The sequence below is a fragment of the Streptomyces sp. NPDC056479 genome (genome assembly GCF_042795335.1).
Taxonomy (GTDB): Bacteria; Actinomycetota; Actinomycetes; order Streptomycetales; family Streptomycetaceae; genus Streptomyces.
Genome location: NZ_JBHTRZ010000006.1, coordinates 342,761 through 366,223 on the forward strand (window position 1 = coordinate 342,761; position 23,463 = coordinate 366,223).

The following is a 23,463-nucleotide window of genomic DNA, read 5'->3' on the forward strand; positions in this document are numbered from 1 at the left end:
GGAGGACGCACGTGGCACGCGAAAGACAGCTCCCCCAGCCATCCGAGAACTCCCGGATCACCCGCATCACCCGGCGCTCACTCCTCGGCGGTGCCGCCGCCACCGTGGGTGCCGCCACCCTCACGGCCACCGCCGCCGGGCCGGCCTCCGCCGCCGCATCCCGCGACGTAGACGTCGCCATCGTCGGTGCCGGGCTCGCCGGTCTCACCGCGGCCCGTGACCTGGTCGCCGCCGGCAGGACGGCCGTGGTCCTGGAGGCCCGTGACCGCGTCGGCGGGCGGGTGGTGGGCCTCGGCCTCCCAGGCGGCGGTGTCACCGAGGGCGGTGGTGAGTTCATCGGCCCCACCCAGGACCGCATCAAGGCCCTCGCCGACTCCCTCGGCGTGGCGACCTTCGCCACTTACAACACCGGGGACAACCTCCTCTACAAGGACGGCAAGAAGACCCCCTACGCCACCGACGGCATCCTCGGCTCGGTCCCGCCCATCGACGCCGCCGGGCTCGCCAACGCCGCGATCGTGCAGGCCAAGCTCGACGACCTGGCCAGGACGATCCCGGTCGACGCGCCCTGGACCGCCGCGAAGGCCGACGAGTGGGACCGGCAGACCTTCGAGAGCTGGCTGCGCGCCAACGCCGTCATCCCCTCCGCCAAGTTCCTCTTCGACGTGGCCTGTACGTCGATCTTCTCGGCCGAGCCCCGCGAACTCTCGTTCCTCTTCGTCCTCTTCTACATCGCCGCCGCCGGCAACGCCGCCACCCCCGGCACCCTGGAACGCCTCACCGAGACCGCGGGCGGCGCCCAGGAACTGCGCTTCGTCGGCGGCTCCCAACTGGTGCCGATCAAGCTCGCCGCCTCGCTCGGCGACCGGGTGGTACTGAGTGCCCCGGTGCGCACGATCGCCAAGTCCGGCAGCAGGTACGTCGTGACGGCGGACGGCATCACCGTCAACGCCCGCAAGGTCGTGGTCGCCGTACCCCCGCCCCTCGCCGCCCGCATCACCTACGACCCCCTCCTCCCGGCCGCCCGCGACCAGCTCACCCAGCGCCTGCCGATGGCCTCGGTCGGCAAGGCGATCGCCCTCTACGACACCCCCTTCTGGCGTGCCGACGGGCTCAACGGCCAGGTCGTCAGCGACACCGGCGTCGTCAGCTCCACCTTCGACAACTCCCCGCCCGACGCCTCCTACGGCGCCCTGATGGGCTTCATCGAGGCCGACGAGGCCCGAAAGCTGGACGGGGCGAGCGAGGCGGAGGTCAGGGCCGCCGTACTGAAGGACTACACGACGTACTTCGGCGCGAAAGCGGCCTCCCCCACCTCCTTCGTCCTGCAACGCTGGAACAACGAGGCCTACACCCGCGGCGGCCCGGTCTCCATCGCCGCGCCCGGCGTCCTCACCCAGTACGGCCCGGCCCTGCGCGAACCGGTCGGCGGCATCCACTGGGCCGGGACGGAGACCTCCACGCACTGGATGGGCTTCATGGACGGGGCGGTGCGGTCGGGCGAGCGGGTGGCCGAGGAGGTACTGGGGGTGCTGTGAGCGGCACCGGCCGAGCGGCCGGCCGAGCGGTGCCGACCGAGGGGAGCCGAGCGCACATCCTGTTCAACTTTGCGTGCACAGCCGTTCCTGACATGGCGTCAGTTCCTTTAATCTGACACTGCGTCAGTTAATCGCTGTCACACAGGAGCGGGCGGACCGATGCTTGGATCAACCCACGGCACCCTCACCACCGACTCCCGCCGGGCCCGGGTCATCGCCTGTGGCGAGCAGCCCGGGCCCGCCGTTCACGGCCGGCCCGCCGAGGTCGACGATCTCGACGTCAGCGGCCGTCCCCTCTACTCCGACGTGCCCGATCTGGACCGCTTCTTCCGGCCGGAGTCGGTCGCCGTGATCGGCGCCTCGGACGCCGAGGGCCGGCCGAACACCGGCGTCACCCGCCAGCTGATCGCCTGGTCGGAGCGGGTCGGCGCCCGGCTCCACCCCGTGCACCCGCGCCGCCCGTCCGTCTTCGGCATCCCCTGTGCTCCTTCCGTCGCCGACCTGCCCGAACAGGTCGATCTGGCCGTACTGCTGGTCGCCGATCCGCTTCCGGTGATCGAGGAACTGGCCGAGACCAAGGTGAAGTTCGCCGTCGTCTTCGCCTCCGGGTTCGCGGAGACCGGCGAGCAGGGCGCCGCCGCACAGGACCGGCTCACCGCCGCCGTCGAGCGGTCCGGGATGCGGCTGCTGGGCCCCAACACCAACCTCAACGCCTTCGAGCGGTTCCGGGAGGACCTGGACGGGCCCGCCATCGCCCTCATCACCCAGTCCGGCCACCAGGGCCGCCCCGTCTTCGCGCTCCAGGAACTCGGCATCCGTCTCTCCCACTGGGCGCCCACCGGAAACGAGGCCGACCTGGAGACCGCCGACTTCATCTCCTACTTCGCCGAACGACCCGAGGTCGGCGCCATCGCCGCCTACGTCGAGGGCCTCAAGGACGGCCGCGCCTTCCTGCTCGCCGCCGACCGCGCCGCCCGCCGCAAGGTGCCGGTCGTCGCCGTGAAGGTCGGCCGCACCGAGACCGGCGCCCGCACGGCCGCCTCACACACCGGCAAGCTGACCGGAGCGGACGCGGTGGTGGACGCGGCGATGCGGCAGTACGGGGTGATCCGGGTCGACGGTCTGGACGAACTCCAGGACACCGCCACCCTGTTGGCCCGCGCTCGACCGCCCCGCGCCGAGGGCGTCGTCGTCTATTCGATCTCGGGCGGCACGGGCGCGCACTTCGCGGATCTGGCGACCGAGGCGGGGCTCCGGCTGCCGACCCTGGCCGCCGCCAGGCAGGCCCAGCTGCACGAGTGGATACCCGAGTACCTGAGCGTGGCCAACCCGGTCGACAACGGCGGTCACCCGGTCGGCGACCACCGCGGCCGGAAGATCATCGACGCCATCCTCGACGACCCCGAGGTGGGCGTGCTGATCTGCCCGATCACCGGGCCCTTCCCGCCGCTCAGCGACCGGCTGGTGCGGGACCTGGTGGACGCCGCCGAGCGGACGGACAAGCTGGTCTGTGTGGTGTGGGGGTCGCCGGTCGGCACCGAGCCGGCGTACCGCGAGGTCCTGCTCGGCTCCTCGCGCGTGGCCACCTTCCGCACGGTGGCGAACTGCATCACCGGCGTCCGTGCCTACCTCGACCACCACCGCTTCGTCAGCGGCTACCGCTCCCCCTTCGACGAGGCCCCGCGCACCCTCTCGCCGTCCTACCGCAAGGCGCAGGCACTGATGCGCCCGGGACAGCAGCTGAGCGAGCACGCGGCGAAGCAGCTGCTGCGGGCGTACGGCATCCGTGTCCCGCGCGAGCAGCTGGTGACCAGCGCGGCGGCGGCCGTACGGGCGGCCGGGCTGGTGGGCTACCCCGTGGTGATGAAGGCGTCCGGCGCCCGGATCGCGCACAAGACCGAGCTCGGCCTGGTCAAGATCGAGCTGACCTCGGCCAGCCAGGTACGGGACGCCTACCGCGAACTGACCGACATCGCCCGCTACGAGGACGTCGCCCTGGACGGCGTCCTGGTCTGCCAGATGGTCGAGCGGGGCGTCGAGATGGTCGTGGGCGCCGGGCAGGACGAGCTCTTCGGGCCGACCGTGACGGTCGGGCTGGGCGGGGTGCTGGTCGAGGTGCTGAACGACACCGCCGTACGTGTGCCGCCCTTCGGTGAGGAGCAGGCCCGGGACATGTGTGCCGAGCTGCGCGGGCGGGCCCTCCTCGACGGGGTCAGGGGGCGGCCGCCGGCGGACCTCGAAGCGCTCGTGGAGGTCGTCCTGCGGGTGCAGCGCATGGTGCTGGAACTCGGGGACGAGCTCGCGGAGCTCGACATCAATCCGCTGATGGTGCTGCCCAGGGGGCAGGGCGCGGTGGCGCTGGACGCGTTGGTGGTGTGCCGCTGACATGAAGGCCGACGACGCCGACAAGAAGGCCGATGATGAGATGAACATGCCCAATTCCCCCCGTGCACACGGAAATTCCGTCGGTTCCGTCAGTTCCGTTGATTCATTGGTACTGCACGCCACTGACAATCAGGTCCGCCGGATCACCCTCAACCGCCCCGACGCTCTCAACGCCATCACACCTGACCAGCGCGAACGCGTCATCCAACTGCTCGCCGACGCCTCCGCGGACCCCGACGTAAGGGCCGTCGTGATCACGGGCACGGGCCGTGGCTTCTGCGCCGGGGCGGACCTCCGGGGCACCTCCACGTCCGGCGAGCGGGTCCCCGGCGACGTCGCCCGCACGATCCGCCTCGGCGCCCAGCGGCTGATCGCGGCCGTACTGGACTGCGAGAAGCCCGTCATCGCCGCCGTCAACGGCACGGCGGCCGGCCTCGGCGCGCATCTGGCGTTCGCCTGCGACCTCGTACTGGCCGCGGAGTCCGCACGGTTCATCGAGGCGTTCGTGCGACGCGGTCTCGTCCCCGACGGTGGCGGCGCCCATCTCCTGCCCCGCCTCATCGGCCCGCAGCGCGCCAAGGAGCTGATGTTCCTCGGCGACGCGCTCAGCGCGGCGGACGCGGAACGGCTGGGCCTGGTCAACCGGGTCGTGCCGGACAGCGAGTTGGACAAGACGGCCCGCGAGTGGGCCGAACGCCTCGCCGCCGGACCGACCCGCGCGCTGGCCCTCACCAAGCAGCTCGTCAACGCCTCCCTCGACACCGACCGCGCCACCGCCTTCGCGGCGGAGGCGGCCGCCCAGGAGATCAACATGACGACGGAGGACGCACAGGACGGCGTGCGGAGCTTCGTGGAGCGACGCGAGCCGCGATTCCGCGGCCGTTGAACGCTGCGCCGGAGCCGGACCGGGCACTGAACTCCCCTTTCCGCACATGGAGTTCAGGTGAAGGGACGCGAGTGGCCAAGGGTGTCGGGGACACGACATGTCACGCTGAGTGTGCGACGTGAGTTCTCCTCCGGAAGGCCATGGGCATCATGAATCGCATTGCCTCGCTCACCGATCATGTGCCCCTGCGACGCTGGGTGGCCTGTCTGGTCGCCGCCGTCCTGGCCGTCACCTGCCTGAGCGCGAGCGGCGGCGACGCCGTGGCACAGCCGGCGGCCTCCCAGTTCGGCGGCGACTGCGCCCCCGGGAGCGGGAAGGCCGACTACGCCACGGACCGGCTCATGCTGATGCTCTATGGAGTCCGGGAGCGCGCGAGCATCCATCAGAAGTGGAAGGCCAAGCACGAGTGGTCCAACGCGGCCCTCGTCCTGGTCGATCCGAAAGGCCTGAGCGAGGACGACCTCGATTCGCTGGAGGCGCGGGAACCGGCCCGCAGCGGGCCGATCGTCGTCCATCAGAAGGTGCCGCTGGAATACGTCAAGAACTGCCTGCCCGAGGGCGAGTACGACCGGCTGTACAAGAACGGCACCGCGGATCTGCTGATGATCGGCGCCATGAGTTTCCCGGGTGAGGGGCGCAAGAAGTACGAGGCGACGGACGAGAGGACCGGCCTCCATTCCGAGGAACTCGCCCTGAAGGCCGTGGAGACTCTGCGGTCCGAGCATCCTGAAGCCTCGCTCAAGCAGCTGACCTGGGGATCCGAGCGCTACTACTGCGAGGAGTGCCGGGAGCTCGTCGATCCGGACGCGCGGCGCTATCACGCCTTTGACTTCGCGCTCACCGAAGCGGAGATCGCGCAGTGGAAACAGGAGCTGAAGCAGGCTCAGACGCTCCCGGCCAACCAGCGGGCCGCAGCGAAGAAATCGATCAATCACAAGTACAAAACCCGTAGCGAGCTGCGGAGCAAGGCAGCCGGACCGAGCCTCAAGCAGGCAATGAAGAAGGCGGGCGAGAACTACGCGGAGGAAAGGGAGGTCCTGCGTTCCTACCGGAATGAGACGTCCGACATCATGACCACGGCACCGTCGTCCCCTTGCCCCACGCCCGCCACGGGCACCGTGAACCAGGCGGCCTTCAGCACCGCGCGGACGGCGCTGGCCGTCCCCGACTGTGACGAGTCGGAGCGGCACGCGAGCGGCCTGACGCGCGCGCTCGCCGATCCCGGTGCGGCGCCCGGCGGAATCGACTTCTCCACCCTTGAACTGCGTTATCTCTCCGACCCGGGCAACGGACTGCGGTACGCCTTCGGCGCCGACACCGGCGGGATCGACGCCGCGCGGCGGTCCTCGACGGGCGTACGGACGGCGCGGGAGGCCTCCGACTCGTTCTTCGTGTGGCTGGCGCTGCCCGCCTCCACGTTCTGGGTGAACCTCAACCCGAACGAGCCCGACCGCATCGTCGACGCCGAACTGGGACGTACGGACGCGGGCCGCATCCTGCTCCAGGCCGACCTACGCCTGAAGAAGACGACGGCCCGGCTGATCCATCCGAACACCTCACCGGGGCAACGCTTCTGGGACCGGATCTCCGGGCAGTGCATGTCCTTCCGCACCTGGATCGTCCCCGGTCCGGCCGAGGTCTCCACGAAGGGCGACGAGCTGTACATCCTCGACGCTCCGCTCTCGGTCAAGATGGAGTCCCAGTACCTCGCCGCAAGGGGGAACGACGACGCCGGCGCGGCGTCCTGCGGGAAGCAGAGCAAGGCGACGCAGGCACGCAACGAGAAGGTCTTCCGCGACCTGATCCTGCCGGGCATCGAGAAGGCGGTGAACGAGGGGCCCGAGTACGCCGAACTGCGCCGGGTCTATCTCAGCCGGGTCGCCGCCGAGTGGTACCGCGAACGGGCCGCGAGCTCGCCGACCGCCTACAGCGACCTCATCGACCGGGGTGACGTGAACGACTGGGTCACAGGAACCCGCTGGAAGCCCGAGGACACCTTCAAGCAGTACGTACGTTCCTACCGGGACGGCGAGTTCAAGGTCACCCGTCGTACCCGCAACGGCGACTACATCGAGACCCGGACGTACATCTTCGGCGGCGTCGACTTCGGCCGCGTCCAGTTCGAGCGGGTGAGCGACGAGAAGGCCTTCACCGGCCGTTGGTCCGGTATGCCGCAGGACACCTCGATGGCCGCCGAGTCGGTGGTGACGGGTGCGGGTGAGTCACGTGTCTGGATGGGCGCCGACAACACACCGCGCGGGGCCGCTCCCGACTCCTCGCGGCCCGGCGGCACGCAGGAACAGAACGGCTCCGGCCCGCCCGGGGATCCGAGGCCGTCGTCGGACTCCGCCGCCGGCGAGAGCGGCACTCCCGGCCACCTGGTGTGGCTGCTCGCGGGCCTCGGCGGCTTCTGCGCAGTGCTTCTTCTCAGGAGCCGCGGCAGGAGGGCACGGCGACGGTGACGGTCGCGGGGCCCCACTTCTGAGTCGCGGGGCTTCACTTCTGACGATGCGTCAGTTTCAATGGGTTCTGTGATGGGACACGCAGGGATGGCGGCCGCCGCCGTCCGCTACCTCAGGTCGGCCGACGCGCCGCCCGTAGCAGCCCTCCCGCGCCCGGAACTGCGGTGTGTCGGCGAGGACGAGCGGGCGCCGATCCCGCAGGCCGAATTCCGGCGGGTGCTGGGGAACTTCGCCACAGGCGTGGTCGTTGTCACGGCACCGGCAACCACCGACGACCCTGCCGCCTCCTCCCCGTCCTCCCCCGCCGGCTTCGCCTGCCAGTCCTTCTCCTCCCTCTCCCTCGACCCGCCCCTGATCGCCTTCATGGTCGGCCGCACGTCGACGACTTGGCCGCGCATCGCCCGCGCGGGCGTCTTCTGTGTGAACGTCCTGAGCGCCGGCCAGGGCGAGTTGTGCCGCGGCTTCGCGGTGAGCGGCGCGGACAAGTTCGCGGGGGTGACATACGACGCGGCACCCGTGTCGGGCTCCCCGCGCCTCGCCGGCACGCTCGCGTGGATCGACTGCACGATCCACGCGGTGCACACGGGGGGCGACCACCTCATCGTCGTAGGACGCGTGGACGCGCTGGGGACGGCCGACGGGGACGCGGCGCCGCTGCTGTTCCACAAGGGGCGGTTCCTGTAGGCCACCGCCCGCCACGGGGCCGTCAGTCCGCCACCCGGCCGTCAGGGTCAGGCCGCCATCGCCGCCACCGGCACGGTCCGCCGCCGGATCACCAGCGCCATCAGCGCCGCCGCCGCGCACAGCGCCCCGGACGCGTACCAGACCATGTCGTACGTGCCGAAGACGTCCCGCGCGACTCCGCCGAGGAAGGCCACCAGCGCCGCGCCCACCTGGTGGGAGGCGAGGACCCAGCCGAAGACGATCGCGCTGTCGTCGCCGTACTGCTCACGGCACAGGGCGATGGTGGGCGGGACGGTGGCGACCCAGTCGAGGCCGTAGAAGACGATGAAGAAGATCATCGGCGGGTGGACCGAAGGGGCGAGCAGCATCGGCAGGAACAGCAGCGAGATGCCGCGCAGGGCGTAGTAGACCGCGAGGAGACGACGCGGCTCGAAGCGGTCGGTGAGCCAGCCGGAGGCGATCGTCCCGACGACGTCGAACACGCCGATGACGGCGAGCAGTGAGGCGGCGGCCGGGACGGCCATGCCGTGGTCGTGGGCGGCGGGCACGAAGTGGGTCTGGATGAGGCCGTTGGTGGAGGCGCCGCAGATCGCGAAGGTGCCGGCCAGCAGCCAGAAGGGGCCGGTGCGGGCCGCCGAGAAGAGCACCGTCACCGCCCGGCGGGCGGCACCCCGGGCGGGGGGCGGCTTGTGCACGAACTCCTTCGCGCCGTAAGGCTTCTGGCCCACGTCGGCCGGGTGGTCGCGCAGCAGCAGCCAGACGAAGGGGACCACCGCGAGGGCGGCGAGGGCGACCGTGACGGAGGCCGGGCGCCATTGGCCGGCGTCGACCATCAGGGACAGCACGGGCAGGAAGATCAGCTGGCCGGAGGCGGAGGCGGCGGTGAGGATGCCGGTGACCAGACCGCGGCGCTCGGTGAACCAGCGGTTGGTGACGGTCGCGGCGAAGGCCAGCGCCATGGACCCCGTCCCCAGGCCCACAAGGAGGCCCCAGCACAGCAGCAGTTGCCAGGCCGCCGTCATCCACACCGTCAGACCCGAGCCGAGCGCGATCACGGTCAGGGCGACCGCGACGACCCGCCGGATGCCGAAGCGGTCCATCAGGGCGGCGGCGAAGGGGGCGGTCAGGCCGTACAGCGCGAGGTTGATGGAGACGGCGGCCGCGATCGTGCCGCGCGACCAGCCGAACTCCTGGTGCAGCGGGTCGATGAGCAGCCCCGGCAGGGAGCGGAAGGCGGCCGCGCCGAGGATCGTCACGAAGGCGACGGCGGCGACGAACCAGGCACGGTGGATACGAGTACGGCGTGGCCCCGGCGAGGACTGGTCGACGGCGGCGGCTTCGGTTGTCTGCGTCACGACAACGAGCTTCGGGCCTCCGCGACCGCGGATCCATTGGCCCGTAGGACAGCATTCGTTAGGATCGGGCCATGAGCGAGGTACCCGAGCGTCATGAGTCAGAGCCCGAGTCCGACCCCGGGACCGGGTTCCGCCCGCACCGCGTGGTCGTCCTCGCCCTGGACGGGCTGCTCCCCTTCGAGCTGGGCATCCCGCACCGGATCTTCGGCCGCCCCAAGGACGCGCTGGGGCGCCATCTGTACGAGGTCGTCACCTGCTCGATCCGGCCGCCGGGCCCCGTCCAGACCGACGCCGACTTCGCCATCCAGGTGGAGCACGGCCCGCAGGCCCTGGCCACCGCCGACACCGTGATCATCCCGGCGTCCTACGAGCTCGGCCCGGTCTACGACGAGGGCGTGCTCACCGACGAGCTGGCCGCCGCGCTCGCCCACATCCGCCCCCACACCCGTGTGGCCTCCATCTGCACCGGTATCTACGTCCTCGCCGCGGCCGGCCGGCTCGACGGGCGCCCGGCGACCACGCACTGGGCCGACGCCCAGCGCTTCCAGCGGCTGTTCCCGAAGATCAAGGTCGACGCGGACGTGCTGTTCATCGACGACGGGGACGTGCTGACCTCGGCCGGGGTCGCGGCCGGGATCGACCTGTGCCTGCACATGGTGCGCCGCGACCACGGCACGGCGATCGCCAACGAGGTGGCCCGCCGCACCGTCGTACCGCCGCACCGGGACGGCGGCCAGGCACAGTACATCCATCGCCCGGTCCCCGACCCGCAGCAGTCGTCCACGACCACGGCCCGCGCGTGGGCCCTGGGCCGCCTCCACGAGCCGATCCAGCTGCGGGACATGGCCGACCAGGAGGCCATGTCGGTGCGCACCTTCACCCGCCGCTTCCGCGAGGAGGTCGGCATCAGCCCCGGCCAGTGGCTCACCCAGCAGCGTGTCGAACGCGCCCGCCACCTCCTGGAGTCCACCGACCTCTCGGTCGACCAGGTGGCCGGCCAGGCGGGCTTCGGCACGGCCCAGTCGATGCGCCAGCACCTCCAGGCGGCCCTGGGCGTGACACCGACGGCATACCGGCGCACGTTTCGCCGCACGGCGAGCGTGCGGGTGTCCTGACCCGAGAGCCCCACGGCCGGGCGCTCTCGTCCCGTCGCGCTCAGAAGGCCGGAAGGTCAGAAGGTCAGAACCCCCCGAGCCACCCGCCCCGCCTCCGCATCCGCCCGCGCCTTCTCGAAGTCCTCCACCGGATACGTCGCTGTCACCAACTCGTCCAGCAGCAACCGCCCGGTCCGATACAGCTCGGCATACAGCGCGATGTCCCGCTGCGGTCTCGACGACCCGTACCGGCAGCCCAGGATCGACTTGTCCAGATACATCGAGGAGACGAGGAAGGACGCCTCCGCCGTGGCGGCGGGGACGCCGAGGAGTACGGCCTGACCGTGGCGGTCGAGCAGATCGACGGCCGCCCGGATCAGCTCGACGCGTCCCACGCATTCGAAGGCGTGGTCGGCCCCGGTCGGCAGCAGCTCGCGCACTCCCTCCACCGACGTCAGGAAGTCCGTCGCACCGAACTGCCGGGCCACCGCCTCCTTCGCCGGATTGGCGTCCACCGCCACGATCCGCAGCGCCCCCGCGATCCGGGCCCCCTGGATGACGTTGAGCCCGATCCCGCCGGCGCCGATCACCACCACCCGGTCCCCGCGGTCGACCCGCGCCCGGTTCAGCACGGCGCCCACACCCGTCAGCACCCCGCACCCGATCAGCGCGGCGGACGGCAGGGGAATGTCCTTCGGGATCCGGACCGCCTGCACCGCCTTCACCACGGTCCGCTCCGCGAAGGCCGAGTTGGACGCGAACTGGAACACCGCCTGCTCACCACGCCGGAACGGCCGCCCCGGCCGCCCTATGGCCTGCCGGCACATGGTCGGTCGCCCCCGGTCGCACTCAGGGCACACACCGCAGTTGGCGAGCGTGGACAGTGCCACATGGTCCCCGGGTTCGACATGGGTGACGCCCACACCGACCGCCTCCACCACCCCCGCCCCCTCATGGCCCAACACCACAGGAACGGGGAAGGGTATGGTCCCGTCCACCACAGACAGATCGCTGTGGCACAACCCGGCGGCAGAGATGGCCACCAGCACCTCACCGGGCCCCGGTTCCCGTACCTCCAGATCGTCAACGACCTCGACCCGCTTGCCGTCGTACATCACACCGCGCATCAGACGACTCCCTTGGGCTCCCTGGGCAGACCGAGCACCCGCTCGGCGATGATCGTGCGCTGAACCTGGTCCGAGCCCCCGTAGATCGTGTCGGCGCGGGAGAAGAGGAACAGCTGCTGCGCGGCGTCGAGTTCGTACGGCGATGAGGGCGCCCACTCCCGCGGCCCCACGCTCGCCTCGGCACCCCGCACCTGCATCGCCAGCTCCCCCAGCCGCTGATGCCAGCCACCCCACAGCAGCTTGGCCGCACTGGGCGCACCCGGGTCGCCCGAACTTCCCAGCGTCCGCAGGGCGTTCCACCGCATCACCCGCAACTCGGCCCACTGCCGCACCAACCGCTCCCGTACGACGGGATCCGCCACGGCTCCGGACCGCACGGCAGCGCGCACGACGCTCTCCAACTCCTGTGCGAAGCCGACCTGCTGGGCGAGCGTGGAGACTCCCCGTTCGAACCCGAGGAGGCTCATCGCGACCTTCCACCCCGCGCCCTCGTCCCCGACGAGATGCTCCGCGTGCGCGTGCGCGCCGTCGAAGAAGACCTCGTTGAAGTCGCTGGTGCCGGTCATCTGCCGGATCGGCCGGACCTCGATCCGCCCCGGCTGGTCCATCGGGACGAGCAGAAAGCTCAGGCCGTGATGGCGCCGGGACTCCGGCTCGGTACGGACCAGCACGAAGCACCAGTCGGCCTCATGGGCGAGGGAGGTCCAGATCTTCTGTCCGGTGATCCGGTACGTCCCGTCCGAGGCCCGCTCGGCCTTCGTACGCACCCCCGCCAGATCCGACCCCGCCCCGGGCTCGCTGTACCCCTGACACCACAGCTCCTCACCGACGGCGATCGCCGGAAGAAACCGCGCCTTCTGCCCCTGGCTCCCGTGCGCGAGCAACGTCGGAGCCAGCAGCTTCTCCCCAATGTGCCCAGACCGCGCCGGCGCCCCGGACCGCGCGTACTCCTCGGCCCACACGACCTGCTGGGTGAGCGTGGCAACCCGGTTCCCGTATCCGCCCTCGGACCAGCCCAGCCCTATCCACCCGGCTTTGCCGAGGGTGCGTTCCCAGGCGCGGCGATCCTGCGCCCCCTCTCGATGCTCGGAGAACCACGCCCTGACTTCCGCACGAAACGCCTCGTCCTCAGCGGTGAATCCAAAGTCCACGGCAACCTCCCAAGCGACGGTCGGATCTCCAACTCAGGGGCGCGGGGCTGTGTCGATCTGCGGCTCCGCCACGTGGGCGCGATCAGCCACAACGGACCCGCACCCGCCGTCCCGGCCCCCCCCGAGCTATTGGGCGTTCGGCCGAGCCCCGTCCCGCGCGGCCTTCTCCATCGCCTCCAAACGAGCCAGCATCGGCATCGGATCCACCCCCACCGACCCGGGCAACGCCGCCGCGATCGACTCCGGCGTCCACCCGCCGGAGGCATACGCCGAGCGCAGCTCCCTCGGCTGCGCCCACACCGCGATCTTCGGCCCGGCGACGGTGTACACCTGCCCCGTCACCCCATGCTCCCGGGCCGCGTCCGACAGCAGATACACCACCAGGGCGGCAACGTCCTCCGGCTCCCCGATCTCCGCCAACTCCATGGGCACGTTGGCCGACATCCGCGTACGAGCGACCGGCGCGACGGCGTTCGCGGTCACCCCGTACTTGTTCAGACCGAGCGCGGCACTCCGCACGAGCGAGATGATCCCGCCCTTCGCCGCGCTGTAGTTGGCCTGCGACACCGACCCCTGATGGTTGCCGCTGGTGAACCCGATCAAGGTCCCCGCCCGCTGCTTGCGCATCACCGCCGACGCGGCCCGGAACACGGTGAACGTCCCCTTCAGATGAGTGGCGACCACCGGGTCCCACTCCTCCTCGGACATGTTGAACAGCATCCGCTCCCGCAGGATCCCGGCCACACACACCACCCCGTCGATCCGCCCGTACGACGACAGCGCCGTGTCGACGATCCGCTGTCCGCCCGCCATCGTGGACACGTCGTCGGCCACCGCGACCGCTTCGCCGCCCGCCGCCTCGATCTCCTTGACGACGGCCTCGGCGACCTCGCTCGTGGGCGAGGACCCGTCCATGGACACCCCGTAGTCGTTGACGACGACCCGCGCCCCCTCGGCCGCGGCGGCCAGCGCCACCGCCCGTCCGATGCCCCGCCCGGCGCCCGTCACGGCGACGACCTTGCCTGCCAAGAAGTTCCCCACGCCCCGGCCCCTTCCCGCGGTTTCTGACGGTCCGTTAGATTCGACTCAGATTCTACGACCCGTCAGATACACGGAGACAAGCCCCCGGGGAGGACCGATGTCACTGCCGGCCGCGTTCCACGAGATCGCCAAGCGCGTGAACAACTGGGGCCGTTGGGGCGCCGACGACGAGCGGGGCACCCTGAACCTGATCACCGACGAGGTCGTCCGCGAGGCGGCCCGCTGCGTGCGCACCGGACGCCGCATCCCGCTCGCCCTGCCGCTCCAGCAGGACGGCGTGCAGACCGGGATGATCCCCGGGCGGGTCAACCCCCTGCACGCCATGGTGCAGATCAACCAGGAGCTGTTCGGCCCGGGGACCGTCGCGTGCAGCGACGACGCCGTGACGATGGGCCTTCAGGCGGCCACCCACTGGGACGCGCTCACCCATGTCTCGCACTCGGGCCGGCTCTACAACGGCCGCCCCGCCGACACCATCACCCCGCACGGCGGGGCCGAGTTCGGCGGCATCGACAAGGCGCGTCACATCGTCTCGCGCGGGGTGCTCCTGGACGTGGCACGCGCGCGTGGCGTCGCGCGCCTCGACGGCGGTCACGCGGTCACGCCGGAGGACCTGGAGGCGGCCGAGGAACTCGCGGGCACACGCGTGCGCGCCGGCGACATCGTGCTCGTACGGACGGGGCAGATCCAGGTCTGTCTCGCCGGTGACAAGCATGGGTACGGCTACCCCTCGCCCGGCCTGTCGATCCGCACGCCGGAGTGGTTCCACGCGCGCGATGTGGCGGCCGTGGCGAACGACACCCTCACGTTTGAGATATTTCCGCCCGAGACAGAGGACTTGTGGCTGCCCGTGCACGCGCTCGACCTGGTGGAGATGGGGATGCTCCAGGGCCAGAACTGGAACCTCGAAGAGTTGTCCACAGCCTGTGGACAAGAAGAGCGCTACGCGTTTCTGCTGTCGGCGATGCCCGAGCCGTTCGTGGGCGCCACGGGGACTCCCGTCGCACCCGTGGCCGTGCTCTGACTCCCGGCTCTCCGACGGACGGCGGCACTCCCCGCGCCCGTCGAGGCCGGCTGGCGGCGCGGCTTCCCCAGCTCCCGGCCGCGCCCGAAAGAGGCGAAGCCCCATCCGCCCCGAGCACGACACAGCGCGCCGCCATCCGGCTCCGGCGTACCCGCCCCGGTCTCTCCTGGCCCGGGGAGAGACCGACGCCGATCACGACCCACGCTCGGCAAGGGCTCCCGTCACCGAAGTCCTCGCCGTCCCCTCACGGCGAATCGCTGACCACAAGCGTGATCAGACCAACACGCGGCGTCAACACCCACTCGTGGATTTGCTACTTACGCCCCGATTTATAGGAGCCGCGCACAGAAGCATGCCCGGGCGCATCGATACTCACCCGAGCTGAAGGAGACAGCGCTTTCTGCAACCGTGCACCGAAGCCCGGCGCAACAGCCGCGCCGTGCGCCCGTCACACCGCCTCGTACGCAAGCCCTTCATAGGCGGACGCCCCGCTCCCGTAGGCGGCAGCGGCCCCCTGCGACTGCGCGCTCCGGTCCAGTTCGCACCAGATCCGCTTGCCGCCGCCCTCGGTGCACCAGCCCCAGCGGTCCGCGAGTCCGTCGACGAGGGCGAGTCCGCGGCCGCCCGTCGCGTCACCGTCGGCACAACGGGGCACGGGGGCGCGGCCACTGCGGTCGGCCACCTCGAGGCGCACGGTGGCACAGTCCTGAGCCGCTCCGGGCAGGGACAGTCGCAGCACGGCCGGACAGCCGGTGTGGACCACGGCGTTGGTGACGAGTTCGGAGACGAGCAGGATCAGCGTCTCGGCGAGCGGCTCGTCGGCACCTATCCCGGATCCGGCGAGCCGCGAGCGGGCCCACCGCCGGGCTCGCCCCACTTCAGCGGGGTCGGGCCGGATCTCCAGCTGCACTTGAAGCACCTGCACCGCTCACACCATCCGAACCGGCGGACACATAGCCCCGCGCCTCACGAGGGCCACGATCCTAGCCATTCTTTTCATGGCCAGATCAATGGCCAAAGCCAGGGTCACAGAACGTGAATCCCTTAGCTGACAGCATGGTTGACGTACAGTCACCCCAACAAGCGCTTCGGGCATATTCCAGCGTGAAGGAGTACCCGTGCGGCATACTGTGCGACGCTTGTCGCGGGGAGTCGAACAGGCGGGGACAGACCGCCCTCCCGCCTTGCGAGCAGCGGCGCGCACCGCCGGATCCGGCGCCGCCCCAAAGGCAACTCCGGCATGGCTCGTGCTCGGAACCACTCGCATCTCACACAAGGTACCGGAGCGAACCGCCGACTCCAGGCCGTGACGAGTCACGCGTAGGACACAACCCGATATCAACGCTCCGTAATTCCGGTATGCCACAATCCGCGACATCCGTACGGGCGTCGACGGAGAGACCGCAGACCAGAGTGCTTTAGTTCGGGTGTGCGAGAAGTTCGGCGGCCAGACACTCCTCACTTTCCGTCACCTCACCGGCACGATGCGTTCGCACCCAGGCGCGCTTCATATGCAGATGGAGCTCGAACTCCCAGGTGAATCCCATGCCGCCGTGCACCTGGAGACAGTCGCGCGCACCGCGCACGGCGGCCTCGTCGGCGAGCAGCCGCGCCGTGTGGATGTCGGCGGGGTCGGCCGTGACGGCCGCCGCGTAGAGGGCGACACGGGCCGTCTCCGTCCGCACCAGCATCTCCGCGCACAGATGCTTCACCGCCTGGAAGGCCCCGATCGGCCGCCCGAACTGCTCGCGCGTCCGGGCGTGTTGCGCCGCCATTTCGCACACGCGCGTGGCGCTGCCCAGTTGTTCGGACGCGGTGAGCAGAACGGCCACGGGATCGACGGCGCCGGCCGTGGAGACCTGGTGCAGGGGCGTCAGCGGGTCGACCGATCTCAGCGGTACGGCCCCCGCCGCATCCCCCTGAACGACGTCCGCCTCCTCGAGCCACTCCACGAGCCCGTTGCCGACGGTCGTCACGACCGCCTCCCCCGTGGCCGCTCCGGGCACCGCCCCCGCCGCGAGATGGGTGGCCACCAGCGGCCCGGGCACCAGCGCCCGCCCCGCCTCCTCGAAGGCCAACACCGTCTCGGGCAGACCGAGTCCGACACCGTCCCGCGACTCGGGCAGCCGTAGCGCGAAGAAACCGGCCGTGCCGAGCTCCCGCCACAGCGCCCGGTCCAGCCGGCCGGGCTTGTCGACGGCCGCCCTCAGCGCCTGCGCCCCGAAGCGCCGGCCCAGCAGCCCGCGCACGCCGTCCCGCAACGCCCGCTGGTCCTCCGTGAGTTGGAACCGCATCCGTCATCGCCCCTTCGGCAGCCCGAGGATCCGCTCCCCGACGATGTTCCGCTGGATCTGCGAGGTCCCGGCGGCGATGGTGTACGACAGCGACGACAGCCGGTCGAGCATCCACGGACGGTCCAGGTCCAGCGAGGTGGGACCGAGTACGTCGGCCGCCGCGTCGTAGAGCTCCTGGCGGGCGTGCGAATACCTCAGTTTGAAAACCGAACCCCCCACACCGGGCACCCCGCCGGTGGCCTCCGCCTCGCTCACGTTCCACTGCGTCAGCCGCCACAGCGCCCGGAACTCGGCGTTCAGCCGCCCCAGCCTCCGCCGCAGCGCCGGATCGTCCCAGCGCCCGTTCTCACGCGCCTCACCTGCGAGTTCGCGCAGCACTCGGCGGCAGGCGACCACCTCGCCCACGAAAGCCGTGCCACGCTCGAAGGACAGGGTCACCATCGTCACGCGCCAGCCGTCGTTCTCGTCCCCGACCCGGTTGGCGACCGGCACCCGCACCTCGTCGAGGAAAACCTCGGCGAACTCGGCCGACCCGGCGAGCGTCCTCAGCGGCCGCACGGTGATGCCCGGCGCGTCCATGGGCATGGCGAGCCAGCTGATTCCGCGGTGCTTCGGCGCCTCGGGGTCGGTGCGCACCAACAGCTCGCACCAGTCGGCCACTTCGGCGTGGGAGGTCCAGATCTTGGACCCGCTCACCACATAGTCGTCGCCGTCCCTGCGCGCGCGGGTGCGCAGTGCCGCGAGGTCGGATCCGGCGTCCGGTTCGCTGAAGCCCTGGCACCAGACCTCCTCGCCGCGCAGGATCGGCGGCAGCCAGCGTGCCCGCTGTGCGGCGGTGCCTTCGGCCGCGATGGTAGGCCCCGCGTGCAGCAGCCCGACGAAGTTCGCGCCGACATAGGGGGCGCCCGCCTTCTCCGTCTCCTCCAGGAAGATCAGCCGTACGGTCGGGGAGGCGTCCCACTGCACATCGGCGTACCCGGCGTCATGGAGCATCCGCTGCCAGCCGAGGTCGTAGGCGCGACGGCCCGGCCAGTCGTCCGGGGACGGCTTCGGCGGCAGCGCGGGCAGCGCCTTGGCCAGCCACTCCCGCAGCCGCGCCCGGAACTCCTCCTCTTCGGGCGTGTACGTGAGATTCATCCACCACCTGCCTGACGGTCCGTCAGATTCCTTCGCAGGCTAACCCCGCACCCCTGGACCGGCAAGGCGCCGAGTCCTACGCTCTCCGCACGATCTGACACACCGTCAGCATGAGGGGGATGTCGTGAACGACACCGCGCACGCCCTGAGTTCCTCCCGCACCCTCTGGGACCTGCTCGCCCGCCGCGCCGACCTCACCCCCGGCCGACCGGTCCTCCTCCAGGACCGGCGCTCCCTGTCCTTCGGCGAGCTGCGCGCGCGTGCCGAGCGCGTCGCGGCCGGGCTGTACGACCTGGGCGTACGCCCCGGCACGGTCGTCGCCTGGCAGCTGCCCACCCGTATCGAGACGGCGGTGCTGTCCTTCGCGCTCGCCCGCCTCGGCGCCGTGCAGTCGCCGGTCATCCCCTTCTACCGGGACCGCGAAGTCGGCTTCGCGCTGCGGGAGTCGAAGGCGGAGTTCTTCGCGGTGCCCGGCGAGTGGCGGGGCTTCGACCACACCGAGATGGCACGGCGCCTGGGCGCGAAGGGGATCTTCGAGGCGTACGACACCCTGCCCGACGGCGATCCCTCGGTACTGCCCCCGCCGCCCGCCGAGGGCACCTCCGTGCGCTGGATCTACTGGACCTCGGGCACGACGTCCGACCCCAAGGGCGTCCTGCACACCGACCGTTCCCTGCTCGCGGGCGGCTCCTGCCTGGCCCACGCCCTGCGCCCCACGTCCGCCGACGTCGGCTCGATCGCCTTCCCCTACGCCCACATAGGCGGCCCGGACTACATGGTGATGGTGCTGCTGTACGGCTTCCCCGCGGTGCTGTTCGAGCAGTTCGCGCTGCCGGAGGCGCTGGCGGGGTACCGCGGACACGGCGTGACGATCGCGGGCGGGTCGACGGCGTTCTACTCGATGTTCCTGGCGGAGCAGCGCAGGCATCAGGGCGGCGGGAAGGTCGTCCCCTCGCTGCGACTGCTGGCGGGCGGCGGGGCGCCGAAGCCGCCGGAGGTCTATCACGCGGTGGTGCGCGAGATGGGGGTGCAGCTCACCCACGGATACGGCATGACCGAGGTGCCGATGATCACGATGGGGGCGCCGGACGACACGGTGGAGAACCTGGCGACGACGGAGGGGCGGCCGCCGGAGGGGATGGAGATACGGATCGTGGAGGGCGAGGTGCGGCTGCGCGGGGAGGCGGTGTGCCGGGGCTATCTGGATCCGGCACAGACGGCGGCGGCCTTCGACGAGGAGGGCTTTCTGCGCACCGGTGACCTCGGGCAGCTGACCGGCACCGGCCATCTGGTGCTGACCGGCCGTCTGAAGGACGTGATCATCCGCAAGGGCGAGAACATCTCGGCGAAGGAGATCGAGGACCTGCTGCACCGGCATCCCGCGGTCGGGGACGTGGCGGTGATCGGGCTGCCGGATCCGGAGCGCGGGGAGCGGGTCTGCGCGGTGGTGGAACAGCCGGCCGGCGCTCGGCCGCTGACGCTGGAGGCGCTGACGTCGTACTTGCGCGGGGAAGGGCTGTCGACGCACAAGCTGCCGGAGCAGCTGGAGGTGGTGGACGCCTTTCCGCGCAACGAGACCCTGCGGAAGGTGCTCAAGTACAAGCTCAAGGAGCGCTTCTCGGGAACGGCCTAGGTCGTGTCCGCAAAGTCCCGTCGTCCGCCCGCAGGGCGGGCCCCGCGGCGGCGATGGGGGTCCCCCCGCGCGAGGTTGTTCGAGCGTGGGGGAGCGTGCTCTCGGCGTGCCGGGCGGAAGCCCTCGTACTGGACGTACTTGGGCTTCGCCCGGTGCGGCGAGAGCACGTGCCAGGCGTCGCGGGGCGGGCGGGACTTTGCGGGCGCGGCCTAGACGTCACTCGGGGACCGTGAAGTAGCGGGCGAACGCCGTCACGATCTCGCTCTCCGCCACATTGCCGTCGCCGTCCGTGTCGAGCGTGGCGGCGGCCGCCCGGGCGAGGTCCTGCGGGACACCGAGGCAGACCAGCACCCGTGCGGTGTCGGTGACGGTGGCGGCCCCGTCACCGTTGGGGTCGGCCACGGCGAGGGCGGCGTGCAGGAAGGGGCGGGCGATCTCGGCGAACCGGTCGGGGTTGTCCCGCAGTCGCTTGAGGGCGCCGTTCACGAACTCGTCACGGGTGATGCGCTGGTCGCCGTCACGGTCCGCGATCCCGGCCATGCCCTGCCAGAACGCCTCGGCGCCGATGTACAGGGCCTGCCCCTTGTCGGAGCGGGCGGTGGTGCCGAACTCCGCGAGCAGCGCCTTGGCCGCCGCGCTGAAGTCCTCCCGGTCGATGTAGCCGTTGCCGTCCTGGTCGAAGGTGGCGAACCGGGCGGCGATCCTGCGCTCGTACTCGCTGCTGACCATGTCTTATCGGGCCGCCTTACGTCATGTGGGGTGCATCTGCCACGGAGCGTACGACGCCGGGGGCCGCGCGGGCGCGGGAAAGCGGCGGTTGTGCCAAGACCGGGGGAATTTTGGGACAACGATGTGGCAGAGCGGTCCTGCCGGGCGCATCCTGCGCGACGCTCACGCCGACAGCGGGCCGGCCTCGTCCTCGACGGCCGACGCCAGGTCGGGGTGGACGTCGAACAGCCTGCGTACCCCCAGCGCCCCCAGGACCCGGTTGACGTGCGACCCGTCCGCCGCGCCCTGCGCCGGCAGTATCAGCCGCAGGCTGCCCTGGCAGGAGCGGATCAGGCGGCGGGCCGCTATGAGGACGCCGACGCCGCTGGAGTCGCAGAACATCACATCGGAAAGGTCGAGGACGAGGCTGTGGCGCCCCTCGGCGACCACGTCATGGATGTGCTGACGCATCACCGGCGAGGTCACCAGATCCAGCTCGCCCGACACCTGGAGCACGGCCCAGTCGCCTCGCTCGCCGCCGGTCACTTTCACCGTCACCACCACGCCCCTCGCTAGCCGAAACGGAAGCGACACCTACGCTTCCTTGCAGCGCGGCTGCCCAGCGGCTGTTCCCTGAAACACCCGCCAAAAAACGGTCCCCGATCAGAAAAGGCTTGTTTCAATCGGATTCGATCCTGTTCGATCGTGTCTGATCGGGGGTGGCCGGGTAGTCAAGCGAATGCGAGGCCGCTGTCGGGAGTGCCGCGGGCCCTCTACCACGAGTGCGAGGCGCGTCACCAGCCATGGCGCTACAAGGGGCGCACATTGCGACAAAGGGGCGTGCGCTGTCGGGAGTGCCGACTACATTCGGGGAGACGGCAGACGCACGCTGGACCGGGACGCACCGGTGAGGGGGCTTCATGGCGAAGAAGGACGCACCGCCCCGCTGGGACCGCAAGATGCAGCAGCGGCTCGCGCGCGGCGAGGCGGCCGCCCTCGGCGAGCTCTACGACAGGTTCGCCTCGCTCGTGCACGGCCTCGCCCACACCGTGCTGGGCGACGAGCGGGCCGCCGACCACATCACACGCGACGTCTTCGCACACGTCTGGGAACACCCGGACAGCTACGACCCCAAAGAAGGCCCGCTGCGCTCCTGGGTCGCCACGCTGACCCACCGCCTCGCCGTGCAGCGGCTGCGCGCCACCGAGACCGCCGCCCTCGCCCAGGCCGGCCAGGGCCCCACGGACGAGCTGGAGCGCAAGGTGCGGCACGCCTCGGTCGCCGCCCGCGCCGACTACATCGTCCAGGCCATGCCCGTACCGCTGCGCGCCGCCCTGGAGCTGGCCTACTTCCAGCGCCGCGACTACCGCCAGACCGCAGCCGACCTCGGCGTCACCGAGGACGAGGCCCGCCGCCGTCTGCGCCTGGGTCTGCAGCTGCTGGCCACGGCCCATGACGCCGGCGCCTCCCCGGGGGCACCGCCGGGATACGGAGGTGCGGCGTGACCGAGGCCGGGCGTTTCGGGGCGTACGACGAACACGAGGGGCAGACACCTCACGACGGCTCCTCCCAAGGCGATGAGCACCACAAGAACGAGGGGGAGCATGGTCCCTCGGACCCCAACCGAGGCACCGACGGCATGAACAGCGGCAACGGCGACGACCGGCACCCCACCCCGAAGCCGAGCCCGGACCAGCCACCCCGGATACCCCTGCCGCGTGCCTCCGTGGAGGACACCGGACGCCCCCTGCCGGACCCGCCGGCGCCGCGCCCCGCGCCGCTCGCGCTGGAGCACCGCGTCCTGAAGTCCCTGCTCGGAGCGTGGGCGCTGGCCGCCTGCTCGCCGGAGGAGACGGCGGCCGTGGAGGAACACCTCGGCGACTGCGGTTCCTGCGCGGACGAGGCGCGGCGGCTGCGCGAGGCCGTCGGACTGCTGCACCCCGCGGAGAGCCTCGACCTGGACCCGTCCCTGCGCGCCCGCGTCCTGCGGGGCTGCCTGGAGCGGCGCCCGCCGCGTATCCCGGTGCCCGCCTGGGCGGCGCCGTACGACGCCGAGACGGCCCGCCTCGACGCCCTGCTCCAGGACTTCGGGGACGCCGAGTGGCACGCGCCCGTGCGGTTGCGGTGGTTCCGCAAGGACGAGCCCACGAGCCGTCGTACGACGGTCGCCGGGGTCATCGCTCATCTGCTGACGGTCGACGGACTGGTGGCGGTCGCGCTGGGGCTCACGGACCCGATGGGCGAGGTGGCCGTGGACCGGCCGACCCCGTCCGGGCGCACGGAGGCGTACTGGCGCGCCTCGCACTACCCGCCGACGCGCGCCGTCCGCGCACCCTGGCGGGAGCAGACCCACGACCTGGTCCGCACGGTGTCCTTCACGGGCGGCGGCACCGGCAAACTGTCCGTCCCCTACGGCGAATTCGAGCTGCCGCTGCGCGACGCGATGCTGGACCGCGCCTTCGAGTGCTGGGTGCACGCGGAGGACATCGCGGAGGCGGTGGACTACCCGTACGAGGCGCCGTCCGGCAGCGATCTGCACCACATGGTCGACCTGGCGGCCCGCCTGCTCCCCACGGTCCTGTCGGCTCGCCGCCGCTCGGGGCTGGCGGCCCCGCCGCCGCGCCGGCACCTCGTCCCCGCGGGAGAGCCCGGCCGTAGCCTGCGCCTGGAGATCGAGGGCTCGGGTGGCGGTGAGTGGCTGATCCCGCTGGATTCCCCGGCGGCGGTGGGCTCCGCGGAGCACGAGGTGGCGCATGTGGCCCTGGACGGCGCGGAGTTCTGCCGGCTGGCGGCGGGACATGTGTCTCCGTCGGAGGCCGCGGCGGGGCAGGTCGGTGACCGGGAGGCGATCAGGGACGTGCTGTTCGCGGCGGCGAGTTTGAGCCGGATGTAGGGGGCGGTTGCGGTTTCGCGGGCGGCTGCGGGTGGTTGGGGGCTGGTCGCG

Annotated in this window: 19 protein-coding genes; 10 read left to right on the forward strand and 9 right to left on the reverse strand. The window is 71.2% G+C overall.

The features are described from left to right. Positions 1-11 precede the first annotated feature (11 nt). From ACFQ6S_RS24995 to ACFQ6S_RS25015, 5 genes are all read left to right on the forward strand, one after another. Positions 12-1,538 (forward strand): flavin monoamine oxidase family protein, encoded by a 1,527-nt coding sequence (locus tag ACFQ6S_RS24995; protein ID WP_383413805.1) that lies wholly within the window; start codon positions 12-14, stop codon positions 1,536-1,538. A 159-nt stretch (positions 1,539-1,697) separates the two neighbouring features. After that, positions 1,698-3,923, forward strand: coding sequence for an acetate--CoA ligase family protein (locus ACFQ6S_RS25000; RefSeq protein WP_383413808.1), 2,226 nt, complete (start codon positions 1,698-1,700; stop codon positions 3,921-3,923). A gap of 46 nt (positions 3,924-3,969) precedes the next feature. Continuing rightward, a complete protein-coding gene (locus tag ACFQ6S_RS25005) occupies positions 3,970-4,809 on the forward strand; it encodes an enoyl-CoA hydratase/isomerase family protein (protein WP_383413811.1) in 840 nt (279 codons plus the stop codon). Between the two features lie 149 nt (positions 4,810-4,958). After that, positions 4,959-7,271: a hypothetical protein gene (locus ACFQ6S_RS25010; protein ID WP_383413814.1), complete on the forward strand. Its 2,313-nt coding sequence runs from the start codon at positions 4,959-4,961 to the stop codon at positions 7,269-7,271. 72 nt (positions 7,272-7,343) lie between these two features. Continuing rightward, positions 7,344-7,955 carry a flavin reductase family protein gene (locus tag ACFQ6S_RS25015; RefSeq protein ID WP_383413817.1) on the forward strand — a complete coding sequence of 204 codons (612 nt, stop codon included), beginning with the start codon at positions 7,344-7,346 and terminating at the stop codon, positions 7,953-7,955. Between the two features lie 47 nt (positions 7,956-8,002). On the opposite strand, the gene ACFQ6S_RS25020 is transcribed toward ACFQ6S_RS25015, so the two are convergent. Further along, a complete protein-coding gene (locus ACFQ6S_RS25020; protein WP_383413820.1) occupies positions 8,003-9,310 on the reverse strand; it encodes an MFS transporter in 1,308 nt (435 codons plus the stop codon). 71 nt (positions 9,311-9,381) lie between these two features. Here ACFQ6S_RS25020 and ACFQ6S_RS25025 point away from each other — a divergent pair, with 71 nt between their 5' ends. After that, positions 9,382-10,425 carry a GlxA family transcriptional regulator gene (locus ACFQ6S_RS25025; RefSeq protein ID WP_383413823.1) on the forward strand — a complete coding sequence of 348 codons (1,044 nt, stop codon included), beginning with the start codon at positions 9,382-9,384 and terminating at the stop codon, positions 10,423-10,425. 56 nt (positions 10,426-10,481) lie between these two features. Here ACFQ6S_RS25025 and ACFQ6S_RS25030 read toward each other — a convergent pair whose 3' ends face one another. The 3 genes from ACFQ6S_RS25030 to ACFQ6S_RS25040 form a co-directional block, all read right to left on the reverse strand. Then, positions 10,482-11,531, reverse strand: coding sequence for an alcohol dehydrogenase catalytic domain-containing protein (locus ACFQ6S_RS25030; RefSeq protein ID WP_383413826.1), 1,050 nt, complete (start codon positions 11,529-11,531; stop codon positions 10,482-10,484). Then, positions 11,531-12,682 (reverse strand): acyl-CoA dehydrogenase family protein, encoded by a 1,152-nt coding sequence (locus ACFQ6S_RS25035; protein WP_383413829.1) that lies wholly within the window; start codon positions 12,680-12,682, stop codon positions 11,531-11,533. The genes ACFQ6S_RS25030 and ACFQ6S_RS25035 overlap by 1 nt, the downstream gene beginning before the upstream one ends. A gap of 126 nt (positions 12,683-12,808) precedes the next feature. Further along, positions 12,809-13,723 (reverse strand): SDR family oxidoreductase, encoded by a 915-nt coding sequence (locus ACFQ6S_RS25040; protein WP_383413832.1) that lies wholly within the window; start codon positions 13,721-13,723, stop codon positions 12,809-12,811. A gap of 97 nt (positions 13,724-13,820) precedes the next feature. Between ACFQ6S_RS25040 and ACFQ6S_RS25045 the strand changes: the two genes are divergently transcribed. Next, a complete protein-coding gene (locus ACFQ6S_RS25045) occupies positions 13,821-14,747 on the forward strand; it encodes a cyclase family protein (protein ID WP_383413835.1) in 927 nt (308 codons plus the stop codon). Between the two features lie 448 nt (positions 14,748-15,195). Here the strand turns inward: ACFQ6S_RS25045 and ACFQ6S_RS25050 are convergent, their stop codons facing one another. From ACFQ6S_RS25050 to ACFQ6S_RS25060, 3 genes are all read right to left on the reverse strand, one after another. Continuing rightward, positions 15,196-15,657, reverse strand: coding sequence for an ATP-binding protein (locus ACFQ6S_RS25050; RefSeq protein ID WP_383414537.1), 462 nt, complete (start codon positions 15,655-15,657; stop codon positions 15,196-15,198). A 508-nt stretch (positions 15,658-16,165) separates the two neighbouring features. Beyond that, complete coding sequence (locus tag ACFQ6S_RS25055) at positions 16,166-17,041, reverse strand: acyl-CoA dehydrogenase family protein (protein WP_383413838.1); 876 nt, start codon at positions 17,039-17,041, stop codon at positions 16,166-16,168. Between the two features lie 3 nt (positions 17,042-17,044). Continuing rightward, positions 17,045-18,178, reverse strand: coding sequence for an acyl-CoA dehydrogenase family protein (locus tag ACFQ6S_RS25060; protein WP_383413841.1), 1,134 nt, complete (start codon positions 18,176-18,178; stop codon positions 17,045-17,047). Positions 18,179-18,302: 124 nt separating this feature from the next. On the opposite strand from ACFQ6S_RS25060, the gene ACFQ6S_RS25065 reads away from it, so the two are divergent. Then, positions 18,303-19,811 carry a class I adenylate-forming enzyme family protein gene (locus tag ACFQ6S_RS25065; RefSeq protein WP_383413844.1) on the forward strand — a complete coding sequence of 503 codons (1,509 nt, stop codon included), beginning with the start codon at positions 18,303-18,305 and terminating at the stop codon, positions 19,809-19,811. 216 nt (positions 19,812-20,027) lie between these two features. Here ACFQ6S_RS25065 and ACFQ6S_RS25070 read toward each other — a convergent pair whose 3' ends face one another. Together ACFQ6S_RS25070 and ACFQ6S_RS25075 are read right to left on the reverse strand one after the other, a co-directional pair. Then, a complete protein-coding gene (locus tag ACFQ6S_RS25070; RefSeq protein WP_383413846.1) occupies positions 20,028-20,540 on the reverse strand; it encodes an EF-hand domain-containing protein in 513 nt (170 codons plus the stop codon). A gap of 162 nt (positions 20,541-20,702) precedes the next feature. After that, complete coding sequence (locus ACFQ6S_RS25075) at positions 20,703-21,083, reverse strand: STAS domain-containing protein (RefSeq protein WP_383414539.1); 381 nt, start codon at positions 21,081-21,083, stop codon at positions 20,703-20,705. Positions 21,084-21,439: 356 nt separating this feature from the next. Here ACFQ6S_RS25075 and ACFQ6S_RS25080 point away from each other — a divergent pair, with 356 nt between their 5' ends. Next, a complete protein-coding gene (locus tag ACFQ6S_RS25080) occupies positions 21,440-22,024 on the forward strand; it encodes a sigma-70 family RNA polymerase sigma factor (protein WP_383413849.1) in 585 nt (194 codons plus the stop codon). Continuing rightward, a complete protein-coding gene (locus ACFQ6S_RS25085; RefSeq protein ID WP_383413851.1) occupies positions 22,021-23,412 on the forward strand; it encodes a maleylpyruvate isomerase N-terminal domain-containing protein in 1,392 nt (463 codons plus the stop codon). The genes ACFQ6S_RS25080 and ACFQ6S_RS25085 overlap by 4 nt, the downstream gene beginning before the upstream one ends. Positions 23,413-23,463 lie beyond the last annotated feature (51 nt).

Bases quoted from the DNA above. Each gene is read 5' to 3' on its own strand.
- ACFQ6S_RS25000 (WP_383413808.1), top strand. From the start codon at position 1,698: ATGCTTGGATCAACCCACGGCACCCTCACCACCGACTCCCGCCGGGCC.
- ACFQ6S_RS25005 (WP_383413811.1), top strand. From the start codon at position 3,970: ATGCCCAATTCCCCCCGTGCACACGGAAATTCCGTCGGTTCCGTCAGT.
- ACFQ6S_RS25010 (WP_383413814.1), top strand. From the start codon at position 4,959: ATGAATCGCATTGCCTCGCTCACCGATCATGTGCCCCTGCGACGCTGG.
- ACFQ6S_RS25015 (WP_383413817.1), top strand. From the start codon at position 7,344: ATGGGACACGCAGGGATGGCGGCCGCCGCCGTCCGCTACCTCAGGTCG.
- ACFQ6S_RS25025 (WP_383413823.1), top strand. From the start codon at position 9,382: ATGAGCGAGGTACCCGAGCGTCATGAGTCAGAGCCCGAGTCCGACCCC.
- ACFQ6S_RS25030 (WP_383413826.1), bottom strand. From the start codon at position 11,531: ATGCGCGGTGTGATGTACGACGGCAAGCGGGTCGAGGTCGTTGACGAT.
- ACFQ6S_RS25045 (WP_383413835.1), top strand. From the start codon at position 13,821: ATGTCACTGCCGGCCGCGTTCCACGAGATCGCCAAGCGCGTGAACAAC.
- ACFQ6S_RS25055 (WP_383413838.1), bottom strand. From the start codon at position 17,041: ATGCGGTTCCAACTCACGGAGGACCAGCGGGCGTTGCGGGACGGCGTG.
- ACFQ6S_RS25060 (WP_383413841.1), bottom strand. From the start codon at position 18,178: ATGAATCTCACGTACACGCCCGAAGAGGAGGAGTTCCGGGCGCGGCTG.
- ACFQ6S_RS25070 (WP_383413846.1), bottom strand. From the start codon at position 20,540: ATGGTCAGCAGCGAGTACGAGCGCAGGATCGCCGCCCGGTTCGCCACC.
- ACFQ6S_RS25080 (WP_383413849.1), top strand. From the start codon at position 21,440: ATGGCGAAGAAGGACGCACCGCCCCGCTGGGACCGCAAGATGCAGCAG.